Source organism: Streptomyces sp. LS1784, assembly GCF_020103755.1.
Classification (GTDB): Bacteria; Actinomycetota; Actinomycetes; order Streptomycetales; family Streptomycetaceae; genus Kitasatospora.
The window spans coordinates 1-14493 of record NZ_JAHSQD010000175.1; the positions used below are offsets into that span (position 1 = coordinate 1).

Consider the following 14493-nt stretch of genomic DNA (forward strand, 5'->3'; position numbering starts at 1 on the left):
CCCGGCGACCGGCACCCCGGTGTCCGCGCACGCCACCCCCAAGGCCCTCGCCGCGAGCGCCGCCCCCGATCCGTCCCGCGCCCAACTCCCGCTGGACTGCGGCCCGTTCCCGGTCAAGACGGCGCTCAGCGTGCCCGCGCGACTCGGCGACGGGCGGCCCGGCACGGTGGTCGCCGCGCACTGCGCCACCGAGACCGGCACCCCGCCGGACGCCGTCTTCCTGCTCGGCTTCGGCCCGGGTGAGCGCCCGGAGGTGGTGGCCACGCTGCTCACCGAGCGCGAGAACCTCACCGTGAGTCGGATCGCGGTGCGTTCGGACGGCGCCGTCACCGGACACGCGCAGGGGTATTCGAGCGAGGACGTGCCGCGGTTCCGGCCCGACATCTCACTCGACCTCACCTGGACGCACAAGGGCGGCGGCTGGGAACGCTCCCAGACCGCCGCCCCGGTCTCCGCCGTGTGACGGACCGACTACTCCGCGTCCGGTCCGTACACCTCGACCCGGTCGGTGACCCGGCGCACGTGGATGCAGTCGCCGGGGCACTCCTTCGCCGAGTCCACCACGTCCTGAAGGATCGTCAGCGGCACCGGGGCCGTCTCCCCGGGCTGCTGGCGCAGCTCGTCGTCCGGCCCCTTCACGTAGGCCAGTCCGTCGATGTCGAGTTCGAAGACCTCGGGTGCGTACTGCGCGCAGATGCCGTCGCCGGTGCACAGATCCTGGTCGATCCACACCTCCAGCTCCTCGGCCGCCGCGGTCTGCTCGGTCACCGACATGGTCCCCTGCCGTTTCTGTCCCGGGTCGCCCCTATTCCTGGAGCAATCCCGCCATTCGTACAACGATCGGACCTCGACTTGTGGTCGCGATCGGATATCACTTCGCTCGACGATACATCCGGCCCGCTTTGGGCCGTGCGCGGTGGGTATCCCCCTTAGCAGAGGGGAAGCACGCTGGGGCGAAGATCGGACACGCCCGTTCCATCTTTCTTGATCTAGGGGTTTACGGACCCCTGGTCCCAGGTAGGGTCTGGAAGCGTCCAGCTCCCCGGAGGAGGTGAGGACCGTGGCAGCCCACGATGACGACTACAACCGCAGCACCGGCAGGCCCGCTCGTGGTTCCGACGAGGCCGCTCAGGTCTCGTACCTTGAGCAGGAAATCGCCGTGTTGCGCCGCAAGCTCGCCGACTCGCCGCGCTCTTCGAGGATCCTCGAAGAGCGGATCGTCGAGCTCCAGACCAACCTGGCGGGCGTGACCGCCCAGAACGAACGGCTCGCCTCCACCCTGCGCGAGGCCCGCGACCAGATCGTGGCCCTCAAGGAGGAAGTGGACCGGCTGGCACAGCCCCCGGCCGGCTTCGGCACCTTCCTCGACGCGAACGAGGACGGCACCGCCGACATCTTCACCGGTGGGCGCAAGCTCCGCGTGAACGTCAGCCCCAACGTCGCCCTCGACGAGGTGCGGCGCGGCCAGGAAGTGATGCTCAACGAGGCCCTCAACATCGTGGACGCGATGGCCTTCGAGAGCATCGGCGAGATCGTCACCCTCAAGGAGATCCTGGAGGACGGCGAGCGCGCCCTGGTCCTGGGGCACACCGACGAGGAGCGCGTGGTGCGCCTCGCCGAGCCGCTGCGCGGGCTGACCATCCGGGCCGGGGACGCCCTGCTGCTGGAGCCCCGCTCCGGCTACGTGTTCGAGGTCGTGCCGAAGTCCGAGGTCGAGGAGCTGGTCCTCGAAGAGGTCCCGGACATCGACTACCGTCAGATCGGCGGCCTGAGCAACCAGATCGAGCTGATCCGCGACGCGGTCGAGCTGCCCTACCTGCACGCCGACCTGTTCAAGGAGTACGAGCTGCGCCCGCCCAAGGGCGTGCTGCTCTACGGTCCGCCCGGCTGCGGCAAGACGCTGATCGCCAAGGCGGTCGCCAACTCGCTGGCGAAGAAGGTCGCCGAGGTCACCGGCCGCCCCCAGGGGAAGAGCTACTTCCTCAACATCAAGGGCCCCGAGCTGCTCAACAAGTACGTGGGCGAGACCGAGCGGCAGATCCGCCTGGTCTTCCAGCGGGCCCGGGAGAAGGCGGGCGAGGGCACGCCCGTCATCGTCTTCTTCGACGAGATGGAGTCGCTGTTCCGCACCCGTGGCTCCGGCGTCAGCTCGGACGTGGAGAACACCATCGTCCCGCAGCTGCTCGCCGAGATCGACGGTGTGGAGGGCCTGGAGAACGTCATCGTCATCGGCGCCTCGAACCGCGAGGACATGATCGACCCGGCGATCCTGCGGCCCGGCCGCCTGGACGTCAAGATCAAGATCGAGCGCCCGGACGCCGAGGCCGCGAAGGACATCTTCTCCAAGTACCTCAAGGACTCGCTGCCGTTCCACCCGGACGACCTCAAGGAGCACGACGGCTCCGTCGAGGCCACGGTGGTCGCGATGATCCAGTCGGTGGTGGAGCGGATGTACTCCGAGACCGAGGAGAACCGCTTCCTGGAGGTCACCTACGCCAACGGTGACAAGGAGGTCCTGTACTTCAAGGACTTCAACTCCGGTGCGATGATCCAGAACATCGTCGACCGCGCGAAGAAGATGGCCATCAAGGACTTCCTCGACCACGGTCAGCGCGGTCTGCGCGTCTCCCACCTGCTCGCCGCCTGCGTGGACGAGTTCAAGGAGAACGAGGACCTCCCGAACACCACCAACCCGGACGACTGGGCCCGCATCTCCGGCAAGAAGGGCGAGCGGATCGTCTTCATCCGCACGCTGGTCACCGGCAAGCAGGGCGCCGAGTCCGGCCGCTCGATCGACACTGTCGCCAACACGGGGCAGTACCTGTAAGCACGCGGTTGTCCGGGCCGCCAGCGGTCCCCGGAGCTGTACGCACACCGTCCGGCTGTGGCGCCTCGCGGCCCCGCAGCCGGACGGCGCGTCTCCGGGCCCGCCGGTCGGCGCCGGGTTCTAGGCTCGACCCACCGTCCGCGGGCAGATGGCCGGCGTCGGTGTTGTTCGGCGGTACGTCAGCGTGCTCCGCCCGTCGGGGGTGGAGCACCGGGCAAGGAGGGCCGCATGACCGTACGGCGCGTGATGGGCATCGAGACCGAGTACGGGATCTCCGTGCCCGGGCACCCCAACGCCAACGCCATGCTCACCTCGTCCCAGATCGTCAACGCGTACGCGGCGGCGATGCACCGGGCACGGCGGGCCCGCTGGGACTTCGAGGAGGAGAATCCGCTGCGCGACGCACGGGGGTTCGACCTGGCCCGCGAGGTCGCGGACGCCAGCCAGCTGACCGACGAGGACATCGGCCTCGCCAACGTCATCCTCACCAACGGGGCCCGGTTCTACGTGGACCACGCGCACCCCGAGTACAGCTCGCCCGAGGTGACCAATCCGCGCGACGCCGTGCTCTGGGACAAGGCCGGCGAGCGGATCATGGCGGACGCCGCGCAACGCGCGCTGGAGCTGCCCAACGGGCAGAACATCCACCTGTACAAGAACAACACCGACAACAAGGGCGCCTCCTACGGTACCCACGAGAACTACCTGATGAAGCGGGCGACACCGTTCGCCGACATCGTCCGCCACCTCACCCCGTTCTTCGTCTCCCGCCAGGTGGTCACCGGCGCCGGCCGGGTCGGCATCGGCCAGGACGGCTCGGCGCACGGCTTCCAGATCAGCCAGCGGGCGGACTACTTCGAGGTCGAGGTGGGCCTGGAGACGACGCTCAAGCGCCCGATCATCAACACCCGCGACGAGCCGCACGCGGACGCCGAGAAGTACCGCCGGCTGCACGTGATCATCGGGGACGCCAACCTCTCCGAGATCTCCACCTACCTGAAGCTGGGCACGACCGCGCTGGTCCTGTCGATGATCGAGGACTCGTTCATCGCCGCCGACCTCGCCGTCGACCAACCGGTGCGCACCCTGCACCGGGTCTCCCACGACCCGACGCTCAAGCACCTGATCACCCTGCGCAACGGGCGCCGGCTCACCGCCGTCCAGCTCCAGCTGGAGTACTTCGAACTGGCCCGCAAGTACGTCGAGGACCGCTTCGGGACCGACGCGGACGAGCAGACGGTGGACGTGCTGGCGCGCTGGGAGGACGTCCTGGGCCGACTGGAGCGCGACCCGATGTCGCTGTCCCGGCAGCTGGACTGGATCGCCAAGCGGGAGATCCTGGAGGGCTACCGCAGCCGGGACGCCCTGGAGTGGGAGAACCCGCGGCTGCACCTGGTCGACCTCCAGTACAGCGACGTACGGCCCGAGAAGGGCCTCTACAACCGTCTGGTGGCCCGTGGGCGGTTCGAGCGGCTGCTCACCGAGGACGAGGTCGAGCGGGCCGTCACCAAGCCCCCGGAGGACACCCGGGCGTACTTCCGCGGGCGGTGCCTGGAACAGTACGCGGACCACGTCGCGGCGGCCTCCTGGGACTCGGTGATCTTCGACCTGCCCGGCCGGGACTCGTTGCAGCGCGTGCCCACCCTGGAGCCACTGCGCGGCACCCGCAACCACGTCAAGGAGCTGCTGGACCGCTGCCGCACGGCCGAGGACCTGCTCCGGGTGCTGTCCGGCGGGTAACTTTTCGATCACCACGGGTGAACGTCCGCCGAATGGGAATCATCCGGGGTGGCAGCGGGTGTTGGACAGGAAGCGCCACCGGCAAACCGGGAGCGGCAGTCGCACCTTGTGTATAGGGTCGGTGCAGCAGCAGCGACCGAACCGTGCCAGACGAATCGAGCGGGGTGAGGGAAATGGCGAGCAAGGACACCGGCGGCGGCCAGCAGCGGGCAAACCGTTCCTCCGAGGAGGTCGAGGAGCAGGCCGCGGAAAGCCAGAATTCCGACGACCTCAAGGAGCGCCAGGAAAAGCTGAGCGACGACGTCGACGCGGTGCTGGACGAAATCGACGAGGTCCTCGAATCCAACGCCGAGGATTTCGTCCGCGGATTCGTCCAGAAGGGCGGGCAATAGCCCGGCCCGGCATTCCGAATTCACGGTCGCGACCGTCCGGGGCGGCCGGGCGGCGAGCACCGTCCGGCCGTCCGGCACCGGCCCCTCCACCCATGGACAGCGATCGTCGGGCGGGTAGGGTGCGGGCAGCGCGCGCTTCAAGCTACCTGGAAGGAATCGTGTGGAAGCCAACACTCGTGGCACCGGGCGTCTACCGGCTGCCTTCCTGACCCCGGGGTCGTCCTCGTTCATCGACTTCCTCGCCGAGCACAAGCCGGAACTGGTCCCCGGCCGCCGAGGGCTGCCCGAGGGGGCCGTGATCGAGGCCCCGCACGGGACCACGATCGTGGCCGCGGTCTTCGACGGCGGCGTGGTGATCGCGGGTGACCGCCGGGCGACGATGGGCAACGTGATCGCCCAGCGTGACATGGAGAAGGTCTTCCCGGCCGACGAGTTCAGCGCGGTCGGCGTCGCCGGCACCGCGGGCCTCGCGATCGAGATGGTCCGGCTGTTCCAGCTGGAGCTGGAGCACTACGAGAAGATCGAGGGCACCACGCTCTCCCTGGAGGGCAAGGCCAACCGGCTCACCACCATGATCCGGGGCAACCTGGGCATGGCGATGCAGGGCCTCGCGGTGGTGCCGCTGTTCGCCGGCTACGACCTGGACCTCGGCCGCGGCCGGATCTTCAGCTACGACGTCACCGGCGGGCGCTCCGAGGATCGCGGCTTCACCGCGACCGGCTCGGGCTCGGTCTTCGCGCGCGGCTCGATGAAGAAGCTCTACCGCGAGGACCTGACGGCCGACCAGGCCGTCACCATGGTCGTCCAGGCGCTGTACGACGCGGCGGACGACGACTCCGCCACGGGCGGCCCGGACCTCGCCCGCAAGATCTTCCCGATCGTCTCGCTGATCACCGAGGACGGCTTCCGCCGGCTCACCGAGGCGGAGGTCACGGAGGTCGCCGTCGCCGTCACCGACGAGCGCCGGGCCCGGCCCAACGGCCCGCAGGCCCCGCTGATCTAGCCACCACCTCACAGGAAAGGGACGACCGCCGGTGTCGACACCGTTCTACGTCTCGCCCCAGCAGGCCATGGCGGACCGCGCGGAGTACGCCCGCAAGGGCATCGCGCGCGGCCGCAGCGTGGTCGTGCTCACCTACGCCGACGGCATCGTCTTCGTCGCGGAGAACACCTCCAGGGCGCTCCACAAGGTCTCCGAGATCTACGACAAGATCGCCTTCGCGGCGGTCGGTCGCTACAACGAGTTCGAGAACCTGCGCATCGGCGGCGTCCGCTACGCCGACCTGCGCGGCTACTCCTACGACCGGGCCGACGTCACGGCCCGGGGCCTGGCCAACGTGTACGCCCAGACCCTGGGCACCATCTTCTCCTCGGTCGGCGAGAAGCCGTACGAGGTCGAGCTGATCGTGGCCGAGGTCGGCCGCACCGGCGACAACGACCAGATCTACCGGCTCACGCCGGACGGCTCGGTCGTGGACGAGAAGAACTACGTGGTGGTCGGCGGCAACGCCGACTCGATCGGCAACTACCTGGGCCAGCGGCACCGGGTCGGCATGAGCCTCACCGAGGCGGTGAAGCTCGCCGTGGACTCGCTCGCCCGCGACCCCAACGGCGGCAGCCCGCGCAGCCTCACGCCGGAACAACTGGAGGTCGCGGTCCTCGACCGCCAGCGGTTCCAGCAGCGCAAGTTCAAGCGGATCCTGGGCAACCAGCTGGGCCGGCTGCTCGATGGGGACCAGTCCGCCGAGGCGGACGACGAGGAGAACCCGGCGGGCGGTACGCCGGTGTAGCAGTGCCTGCGGAGTCCCGTACGGCGGCCCTTCCGCCGTACGGGACTCCGGTGCCCCTGCGGCGGCCCAGCCGTCGTGGAGGCGGTTTCGGACAGCTCCGACACGGAATGGAGTGCTCATGGACCGCCGGATTTTCGGGCTGGAGAACGAGTACGGCGTGACCTGCACGTTCCGCGGGCAGCGACGGCTGTCGCCGGACGAGGTGGCGCGGTACCTGTTCCGCCGGGTCGTCTCCTGGGGGCGCAGCAGCAACGTCTTCCTGCGCAACGGCGCTCGCCTCTACCTCGACGTCGGCTCCCACCCCGAGTACGCCACCCCCGAGTGCGACGACGTCGTCGAGCTGGTGACGCACGACAAGGCCGGCGAGCGCATCCTCGAAGGACTCCTGGTGGACGCCGAGCGGCGGCTGCACGAGGAGGGCATCGCGGGGGACGTCTACCTCTTCAAGAACAACACCGACTCGGCCGGCAACTCCTACGGCTGCCACGAGAACTACCTGGTGGCCCGGCACGGCGAGTTCTCCCGGCTGGCCGACGTGCTGATCCCGTTCCTGGTCACCCGGCAGCTGATCTGCGGGGCGGGCAAGGTGCTCCAGACCCCGCGCGGCGCGGTGTACTGCGTCAGCCAGCGGGCCGAGCACATCTGGGAGGGCGTCAGCTCCGCCACCACCCGCTCGCGCCCGATCATCAACACCCGGGACGAACCGCACGCGGACGCCGAGCGCTACCGCCGGCTGCACGTGATCGTCGGCGACTCCAACATGTCCGAGACCACGACACTGCTCAAGGTCGGCTCCACCGACCTGGTGCTGCGGCTGATCGAGGCCGGCGTGGTGATGCGCGACCTCACCCTGGAGAACCCGATCAGGGCGATCCGCGAGGTCAGCCACGACCTCACCGGCACCCACCAGGTGCGGCTCGCCAACGGCCGGGAGGCCAGCGCGCTGGACATCCAGGAGGAGTACTACACCAAGGCCCTGGAGTTCGCCGACCGCAAGGGCATCAACACCGGAACCGTCGCCCGGGTGCTCGACCTGTGGGGCCGCACCCTGGAGGCCGTCCGCACCGAGCGGCTGGACGGAGTGGCCCAGGAGATCGACTGGATCATGAAGTACAAGCTCATCGAGCGCTACCGCGAGAAGCACCAGATGACCATGTCCAACCCGCGGGTGGCCCAGATCGACCTCGCGTACCACGACATCCACCGCCGCCGCGGCCTGTTCTACCTGCTCCAGGGCAAGGGCCAGGCGCAGCGGGTGACCACCGACCTCAAGACCTTCGAGGCCAAGTCGATCCCGCCGCAGACCACCCGGGCCCGGCTGCGCGGGGACTTCATCCGCCGGGCGCAGGAGCAGCGCCGGGACTTCACGGTGGACTGGGTGCACCTGAAGCTGAACGACCAGGCGCAGCGCACGGTGCTGTGCAAGGACCCGTTCCGTTCGGTGGACGAGCGGGTGGAGAAGCTCATCGCGGGGATGTAGTCCCGGCGCGGTGTGATCGAGGCGCCAAGATCAAGACGCTGGAGCCGGCCCCGGTGGTGTCTACCGGGGCCGGACGCGTGCCGGGCATACGCTGTCCGTCGAGTCAGGAGAGCCGACTTCGACCGACAGTTAGGACCACCGTGCGCCGCACCGCCGGTTTGCTTCTCACCCTGCCGCTGCTGCTCGCGGTCGCCTGCAGCAGTGCCCCCAAGGCGGCCGGCCCGGCGACGCCGTCCCCGGCGAGCGCCGCCCCGACGGTGCCCGCGCCGGTCGGCGAGGCGTCACCGATGCCCACTCTTTCGGGTGGCGCATTCGGCAGCAAGGCCACCATCACCATCCCCGAGGGCCGGCAGCCCAGCGGCCAGTTCGTGGTGAACACGGTCAGCGAAGGCGACGGCGCGACCGTCAGCAAGGGCGACTGGGTGACGGTCAACTACACCGCCAAGGACTGGACCACCGGCAAGGACCTGCCCAGCTCGTACGACGCCAACGGCAAGCCGCAGCTCTACCAGGCCGGCAGCGGGCAGCTGGTGCCGGCGCTGGACCAGAGCGTGATCGGCAAGAAGGTGGGCACCCGGCTGCTGGTGGTGGCCCCACCGGCGGCCGCCTTCGGCGAGCAGGGCTCCAACCAGCTGGGCGTCAACAAGGGCGACACCGTGGTGTTCGTGCTGGACATCGTGGGGAGCCTGCCGCCGGACTCCACCCTGACCGGAACCATGACCGAGCCGCCCGCGACGATGCCGCAGGTCAAGGACAACGGCAAGGCGGCGGCGACGATCACCATCCCGGCCGGGCAGGCCGCTCCCGCCGACCTCCAGCAGGCGGTGCTGATCAAGGGCGAGGGCAAGCAGGTCAAGAGCGGGCAGACCCTGGTGGTGCAGTACACCGGGGTGCTGTGGGCCAACGGCCAGCAGTTCGACTCCTCCTGGACGCACGGCGGCGCGCAGGCGGTGCAGATCGGCACCGGCAGCGTGATCGAGGGCTGGGACAAGGGCCTGGTCGGGCAGAACGTCGGCAGCCGTGTCCTGTTGGTGGTGCCGCCGGCGCTCGGTTACCAGGACAAGGCGCAGGGCTCGGTGCCGCCGAACTCGACCCTGGTCTTCGTGATCGACATTCTCGAAGCGGTCTAGGAAGTCACCCCCGGGATTCCGTACGCTTGGGCGGACGCTCGTACAACGAAGCGTCCGCCCTCATCCTGAGCTGTCATACTGCCCACGCACTGTGGCAGGCGCCGCCCGGTGCCGAGGTCCGGGGCGGGCGGTGCGACCGCAGGCCGGCGTGCCCACGCCGGGCGCAGACCTGGAAGACCTCGTGGCGAGATGGATGGGGAGTCATGACTGAGAAGACGCCGAGCCCGGGCGGGGCCGGCACCGCGGCGAACGACAGCTCTGCGGGTGACCCGGCCGCCTCTCGCCCCGGCGGCCCGGTCGGCGGCGACGGAGAGTCGATCGTCGTTCCCCCGGCGATCCTGGCGCAGCAGGCCGGCTGGGCGCAGCCCGGCGAGGCGCCGCGCGCCGCGGGCGGGACCAAGACGGACGACGCCCCGCAGATCTTCGCCTCCAACGTGCGCAAGGCCGACACCTCGGAGGCCGGGTACGACGAGAACCCGCCCGGCGTCGGCAAGCTGGGCGTGATCCTCGGCACGGTGCTGGCCGTGCTGCTGGTCGGCAGCGGCATCACCCTCTACATGGTGAACAAGGACGGCTCCAAGGACAGCGCCTCGGCCGCCAAGCCGGACGCGGCCAAGACCGCCCCGCCCACGCCGACCGCCGACCCGGTGCCGCCGATCAAGGACAGCGCCAAGGTGCTGCCGACGGTCGCCGGCGACTTCGGCAAGAAGGCCGAGATCCAGGTGCCGGGCGAGGCCTCCGACGGCTCCTTCGTGGTCAAGGTGCTCACCGAGGGCACCGGCGCCAAGGTGGAGAAGAACTCCTGGACCTCGGTGGACTACACCGCCAAGGACTGGAACACCGGCAAGGACATCCCGAGCTCGTACGACGCCAACGGGAAGCCGCAGATCTTCCAGGCCGGCACCGACGCGCTGATCCCGGCCCTGGACCAGGCCGTGATCGGCAAGAAGGCCGGCAGCCGGCTGCTGGTGGTGGCCCCGCCGGCCGCCGCGTTCGGCGCCCAGGGCAAGGCCGACATGTCGATCGGCCCCAAGGACGACCTGATCTTCGTGATCGACATCCGTAACGCCAACGCGCCCGACGCCGTGGTGAGCGGTACCGTCACCCCGCCGCCGGCGGACTTCCCGCAGGTCAAGGACAACGGCAAGAAGCCGGCCGAGATCACCCCGGTGGCCGGGGCCAAGGACCCGACCGAGCTGAAGTCGCACGTCCTGATCAAGGGCAACGGGCCGAAGGTGGAGAAGGGCGAGAAGGTCGTCGTCCAGTACACCGGCGCGCTGTTCTCCAACGGCAAGGTCTTCGACTCCTCGCTCAGCAAGGGCCAGGCGTTCACCTTCCCGGTCGGCGGCGGCCAGGTCATCCAGGGCTGGGACCAGGGGCTGGAGGGCCAGACCGTCGGCAGCCGGGTCGAGCTGGTGATCCCCGCCGCGCTGGGCTACGGCGACAAGGGCCAGGGCGACATCCCGGCCAACGCGACCCTGGTCTTCGTGGTGGACATTCTGGACGCCGGTCAGGGCTGATCCACTTTCGGGTGACAATGGTCGACGTGTGACCTTCGGGTCCGGCCGCGTGGCCGGACCCGGACGGGCGGCGGGCGCCCGTACCGTGGTCTGGGATCGGACCAGGTGCGGGCGCCCGCCGCTTGGTCGTGAATGCAAGCGAATGTGAGAAGAGGGACTGTGAGCGTCAACCTCAACGAGAAGCCCGAGATCGACTTCCCGATCGGCGACGCCCCGGCGGAGCTGCAGATCCGCGACATCGTCGTGGGTGACGGCGAGGAGGCCAAGCCGGGCCAGACGGTCAGCGTCCGCTACGTCGGCGTGACCTTCGAGACCGGCGAGGAGTTCGACGCGAGCTGGAACCGGGGCACCGCTCCGTTCCAGTTCCCGCTGGGCAAGGGCCGCGTCATCAAGGGCTGGGACCAGGGCGTCGCGGGCATGAAGGTCGGTGGCCGCCGCGAGCTGACCATCCCGTCGCACCTGGCGTACGGCGCCCAGTCGCCGACCCCGGCGATCCCGCCGCACTCGACCCTGATCTTCGTGGTCGACCTGCTGGGCGTCTGAGCCCTTCGCACCGTGGGCCGGACCCCTCCGGGGGCCCGGCCCACGGGCACGTCCGGGCCCGAACGGCACGGCGCGGGGGCGGGGCGCGGGACGCGGCTTTTGCAGTGCGTACCGCTACCGGTACGGTCGGTCCCGCCGGGTGGTGATCGCCCGGTTGGCGCACCCCGCGCGCGGCGCGGCACACCGGAAGGGTCAGCGATGGCGATCGCCAAGGCAGAGCGGCTGATGAATCTCGCCCTGTGCCTGATGAACACCAGACGTCCGCTCTCCAAGAAGGAGCTGCGGGAATCCATCGAGGCGTACCGCGAGGCCTGGCAGAACAGCAGCGAGGACGCCTTCAACCGGATGTTCGAGCGGGACAAGGACGACCTGCGCGAGCTCGGCCTGGTGATCGACGTCGACGAGAGCGCCCTGGACGGCGAGCTCGGCTACCTGGCCCGCGCGGACCGCAACCGGCTGCCCGAGATCGCCCTGGACGCCGAGGAGGCGGCCGCGCTGACCCTGGCCGCCCGGGTCTGGCAGCAGGCCAAGATGTCCGGCGCGGCCAGCGGCGCCCTGCAGAAGCTGCGCGCGGCCGGGGTGCCGTTCGCCGAGGCCGAGGGCCGTACCGCACTGGAGCCGCGCATCCCCGCCCGGGAGGCCGCGTTCGAGCCGCTGCTCACCGCCGCCCGGGACCGCCGTCCGGTCACCTTCGAGTACCGCAAGGCCGGTGCCGCCGCCGTCGAGCAGCGTAGTGTCGAGCCGTGGGCGCTGGAGTGCTGGCGCGGGCACTGGTACCTGGCCGGGTACGACCGCGACCGGGGCGACGCCCGGGTGTTCCGGCTCAGCCGGATCACCGGCAAGGTGAAGGCGAGGTCCGGGGCCTTCCTCGGCACCGTGCCCGAGCACGTGGACGTCCGGGCCACCGTGGCGAAGTTCGCCGGGGAGGGGGCCACCGCCACCGCGACCGTCCGGGTCCGCCGGGGCGCCGGCTTCCCGCTGCGCACCAAGGCGCTGAGCAGCACCCGGGTGGACGAGGCCTGGGACGAACTGGAGATCCCGTACGGCAACGGGCTGGGCGCGGACCTGGCCGAGTTCGGGCCGGACGTGCTGGTGCTCGGGCCGGAGGAGCTGCGGGCGGATGTGGTCGACCGGCTGCGGGCGGTCGCGGGGCTGGACTCGGAGGACGAGCAGGCATGAGTAACGCGATTGACCAGACGCGACGGATGCTGTCGCTGGTCACCTACCTGCGGGAGCGGCCCGGGGCCGAGGTCGCCGAGGTGGCCCGGGCGTTCGGGATCAGTGAGCGCGAGCTGATCGCGGACCTCAACGTGCTGCCGATGTGCGGCACCAGCTTCCGCGGCGGCGACCTGCTCGACATCGACACCGACGGCGAGCGGATCTGGTGGCACAACGTCGACGACGTGGCCCAGCCGCTGCGGCTGGCCGCCGACGAGGCGACCGCGCTGCTGGTGGCCGCCCGCGCGGTGGCCGGGCTGCCGGGCCTGCGGGCCGGGGACCGGGAGGCGCTGACCCGGGCCGTCGCGAAGATCGAGAACGCGGCGGGGGAGAGCGCCGAGGGCAGCGCCCGGGTCGGTGTGACCTTCGAGGCGGAGAGCCACGTGTTCGCCGACATCGACCGCGCGCTCAGCGAGGGCCGCCGGCTCTGGCTGCGCTACTACTCGCACGGGCGCGGCGGGATGACCGAGCGCGAGGTCGACCCGATCCGGCTGCTCACCGAGGGACACACCTACCTAGAGGCCTGGTGCCGCACCTCCGAGGACCACCGGATGTTCCGGCTCGACCGGGTCGCCGAGATCCGCGTCCTGAACGTCCCGGCCGACCCGCCCCGGCGCGAGCCGCGCGACCTGAGCGGCGGGCTGGTCAACCCGGCGGCGGACGACCCCGAGGTGGTCGTCGAGGTCTCCTCCGGCGGGCGCTGGGTGGCCGAGTACTACACCCACGACCGGGCCGAGGAACTGCCCGACGGCGGGCTGCGGATCACCCTGCGCAGCGCCGACCCCTCCCAGCTGCGCCCGCTGGCGCTGCGGCTGGGCCGGGACGGCCGGATCGTCTCGCCGCCCGAGCTGGCCGAGCAGGCGCGCTCGGCCGCGCGGGAGGCGCTGGCCGCCTACGGGGAGGGGCGGGCCTGAGCGGTGGAACCCGGGACCAGATTCAAGGTGTACTGCTCCGAGTGCCGGGAGAAGGTGGAGCTCCCGGCCGAGGACTTCCGCCTGACCCTCGGTCGCACCCCGGCCCAGGCGTACTACAGCTTCGCCTGCCCGCGGTGCGGGGCGGCGGTGCGCAAGCCGGCCGGGGAGAAGATCGTCGAGGCGCTCACCGGGGCCGGGGTGCGCACCATGCGGCTCGTCCCGGCGGAGGGGTAGTGCCCGTATAGGCTGGGGCGCATGTCCTGGATGCTCGTCGCCGCCGTCCTGCTCGCCACCGCGGGCCTGCTGGTCCTCGGGGTCCTCGCGATCCGGCTCTGGCTGGACGTGCGGGTGCTGGCCAAGGGCGTGGACCGGGCCTCGCGGGCGCTGGCCGCGGCGGCCGAGGACCTGGCGGACGCGGTACCCGGACCGGGCGCCCCGGCCGCGGAGCGGAGCGTCCCGGCGGCCTAGCACGACCGGCCCGGGGTGGTACGGGGCTGCTGCGGCGGGTGGGGGCGGGTTACGCTCTCAGATGGCTCCTGAACCGCGTACCGGGGGTCGCTGTCCTGTTCGGGCGGCCGTCGTCGTGGCGTCATCCGCAGCGGTTACCATCCGCAGCGGACGGCCCGTCGGGCCGCCATGACTGAAGGTGGTCGCGCATGCGCATCTCGATGACCGCGATCGTGGTGATCGTGGTTCTCGCCATCGTGCTGTTCGGAGCCAAGCGGCTGCCGGACCTGGCGCGCTCGCTGGGCAAGTCGATGCGGATCCTCAAGAGCGAGGCCCAGGCGATGCGTTCGGACGGCGGGCCCGAGCAGCCGGCCCGGCCCGCTCCGGCTCCGGTGGACGGCACCGCGGGCAGGACCATCCAGGCCGCTCCGGGCGCGTCGGCCACGGCCCGTCCGGTGAACGAGCCCGCCGCCGGGGCCTCCGCGCCCGACG

16 protein-coding genes and 1 pseudogene are annotated in these 14493 nt (G+C 70.7%); 16 read left to right on the top strand and 1 reads right to left on the bottom strand.

Going from position 1 to position 14493, the window contains the following annotated elements; translation table 11 throughout:
• A partial coding sequence (locus KS423_RS20720; protein WP_224281058.1) for a hypothetical protein occupies positions 1-463 on the top strand: 463 nt, incomplete at its 5' end.
• Positions 464-471: 8 nt separating this feature from the next.
• Here the strand turns inward: KS423_RS20720 and KS423_RS20725 are convergent.
• Positions 472-774 (bottom strand): ferredoxin, encoded by a 303-nt coding sequence (locus tag KS423_RS20725; protein WP_224281059.1) that lies wholly within the window; start codon positions 772-774, stop codon positions 472-474.
• A 286-nt stretch (positions 775-1060) separates the two neighbouring features.
• Here KS423_RS20725 and arc point away from each other — a divergent pair, with 286 nt between their 5' ends.
• From arc to tatA, 15 genes and pseudogenes are all read left to right on the top strand, one after another.
• Entirely contained in the window at positions 1061-2827 is a 1767-nt protein-coding gene (gene arc, locus KS423_RS20730; protein ID WP_224281060.1) for a proteasome ATPase, read from the top strand.
• 228 nt (positions 2828-3055) lie between these two features.
• Positions 3056-4567 (top strand): depupylase/deamidase Dop, encoded by a 1512-nt coding sequence (gene dop / locus KS423_RS20735; protein ID WP_224281061.1) that lies wholly within the window; start codon positions 3056-3058, stop codon positions 4565-4567.
• Positions 4568-4740: 173 nt separating this feature from the next.
• Positions 4741-4959, top strand: coding sequence for a ubiquitin-like protein Pup (locus tag KS423_RS20740; RefSeq protein ID WP_188299085.1), 219 nt, complete (start codon positions 4741-4743; stop codon positions 4957-4959).
• Between the two features lie 131 nt (positions 4960-5090).
• Positions 5091-5168: pseudogene (locus tag KS423_RS48535) on the top strand (recombination endonuclease VII); the annotation flags it as partial.
• Positions 5165-5962, top strand: a complete 798-nt coding sequence (gene prcB, locus KS423_RS20745) for a proteasome subunit beta (RefSeq protein ID WP_263455073.1) — start codon at positions 5165-5167, stop codon at positions 5960-5962. The pseudogene KS423_RS48535 and the gene prcB, both read left to right, overlap by 4 nt.
• A gap of 31 nt (positions 5963-5993) precedes the next feature.
• Entirely contained in the window at positions 5994-6749 is a 756-nt protein-coding gene (prcA, locus tag KS423_RS20750; RefSeq protein ID WP_224281063.1) for a proteasome subunit alpha, read from the top strand.
• Between the two features lie 118 nt (positions 6750-6867).
• Positions 6868-8229, top strand: a complete 1362-nt coding sequence (gene pafA, locus KS423_RS20755) for a Pup--protein ligase (RefSeq protein ID WP_224281064.1) — start codon at positions 6868-6870, stop codon at positions 8227-8229.
• A 140-nt stretch (positions 8230-8369) separates the two neighbouring features.
• Positions 8370-9359 (top strand): FKBP-type peptidyl-prolyl cis-trans isomerase, encoded by a 990-nt coding sequence (locus tag KS423_RS20760; protein ID WP_224281065.1) that lies wholly within the window; start codon positions 8370-8372, stop codon positions 9357-9359.
• 203 nt (positions 9360-9562) lie between these two features.
• A complete protein-coding gene (locus KS423_RS20765) occupies positions 9563-10879 on the top strand; it encodes an FKBP-type peptidyl-prolyl cis-trans isomerase (protein ID WP_224281066.1) in 1317 nt (438 codons plus the stop codon).
• A gap of 132 nt (positions 10880-11011) precedes the next feature.
• Positions 11012-11422, top strand: coding sequence for an FKBP-type peptidyl-prolyl cis-trans isomerase (locus KS423_RS20770; RefSeq protein WP_263455071.1), 411 nt, complete (start codon positions 11012-11014; stop codon positions 11420-11422).
• A gap of 198 nt (positions 11423-11620) precedes the next feature.
• Positions 11621-12601, top strand: a complete 981-nt coding sequence (locus tag KS423_RS20775; RefSeq protein WP_224281068.1) for a YafY family protein — start codon at positions 11621-11623, stop codon at positions 12599-12601.
• On the top strand, positions 12598-13554 hold the full coding sequence (locus KS423_RS20780) for a YafY family protein (RefSeq protein WP_224281069.1): 957 nt from the start codon (positions 12598-12600) through the stop codon (positions 13552-13554). Before KS423_RS20775 ends, KS423_RS20780 begins: the two co-directional genes overlap by 4 nt.
• Positions 13555-13557: 3 nt before the next feature.
• Positions 13558-13788, top strand: coding sequence for a phage terminase large subunit family protein (locus tag KS423_RS20785; RefSeq protein ID WP_224281070.1), 231 nt, complete (start codon positions 13558-13560; stop codon positions 13786-13788).
• Positions 13789-13809: 21 nt separating this feature from the next.
• Positions 13810-14022, top strand: a complete 213-nt coding sequence (locus KS423_RS20790; protein ID WP_224281071.1) for a hypothetical protein — start codon at positions 13810-13812, stop codon at positions 14020-14022.
• A gap of 188 nt (positions 14023-14210) precedes the next feature.
• The coding region (tatA, locus tag KS423_RS20795) for a Sec-independent protein translocase subunit TatA (protein WP_224281072.1) at positions 14211-14493 on the top strand (283 nt) is incomplete at its 3' end.

What these genes read in the sequence shown, in the direction of transcription:
- KS423_RS20725 (WP_224281059.1), bottom strand. Translation starts at nt 774, where the DNA reads ATGTCGGTGACCGAGCAGACCGCGGCGGCCGAGGAGCTGGAGGTGTGG.
- dop (WP_224281061.1), top strand. Translation starts at nt 3,056, where the DNA reads ATGACCGTACGGCGCGTGATGGGCATCGAGACCGAGTACGGGATCTCC.
- KS423_RS20740 (WP_188299085.1), top strand. Translation starts at nt 4,741, where the DNA reads ATGGCGAGCAAGGACACCGGCGGCGGCCAGCAGCGGGCAAACCGTTCC.
- pafA (WP_224281064.1), top strand. Translation starts at nt 6,868, where the DNA reads ATGGACCGCCGGATTTTCGGGCTGGAGAACGAGTACGGCGTGACCTGC.
- KS423_RS20765 (WP_224281066.1), top strand. Translation starts at nt 9,563, where the DNA reads ATGACTGAGAAGACGCCGAGCCCGGGCGGGGCCGGCACCGCGGCGAAC.
- KS423_RS20770 (WP_263455071.1), top strand. Translation starts at nt 11,012, where the DNA reads ATGCAAGCGAATGTGAGAAGAGGGACTGTGAGCGTCAACCTCAACGAG.
- KS423_RS20775 (WP_224281068.1), top strand. Translation starts at nt 11,621, where the DNA reads ATGGCGATCGCCAAGGCAGAGCGGCTGATGAATCTCGCCCTGTGCCTG.
- KS423_RS20780 (WP_224281069.1), top strand. Translation starts at nt 12,598, where the DNA reads ATGAGTAACGCGATTGACCAGACGCGACGGATGCTGTCGCTGGTCACC.
- KS423_RS20790 (WP_224281071.1), top strand. Translation starts at nt 13,810, where the DNA reads ATGTCCTGGATGCTCGTCGCCGCCGTCCTGCTCGCCACCGCGGGCCTG.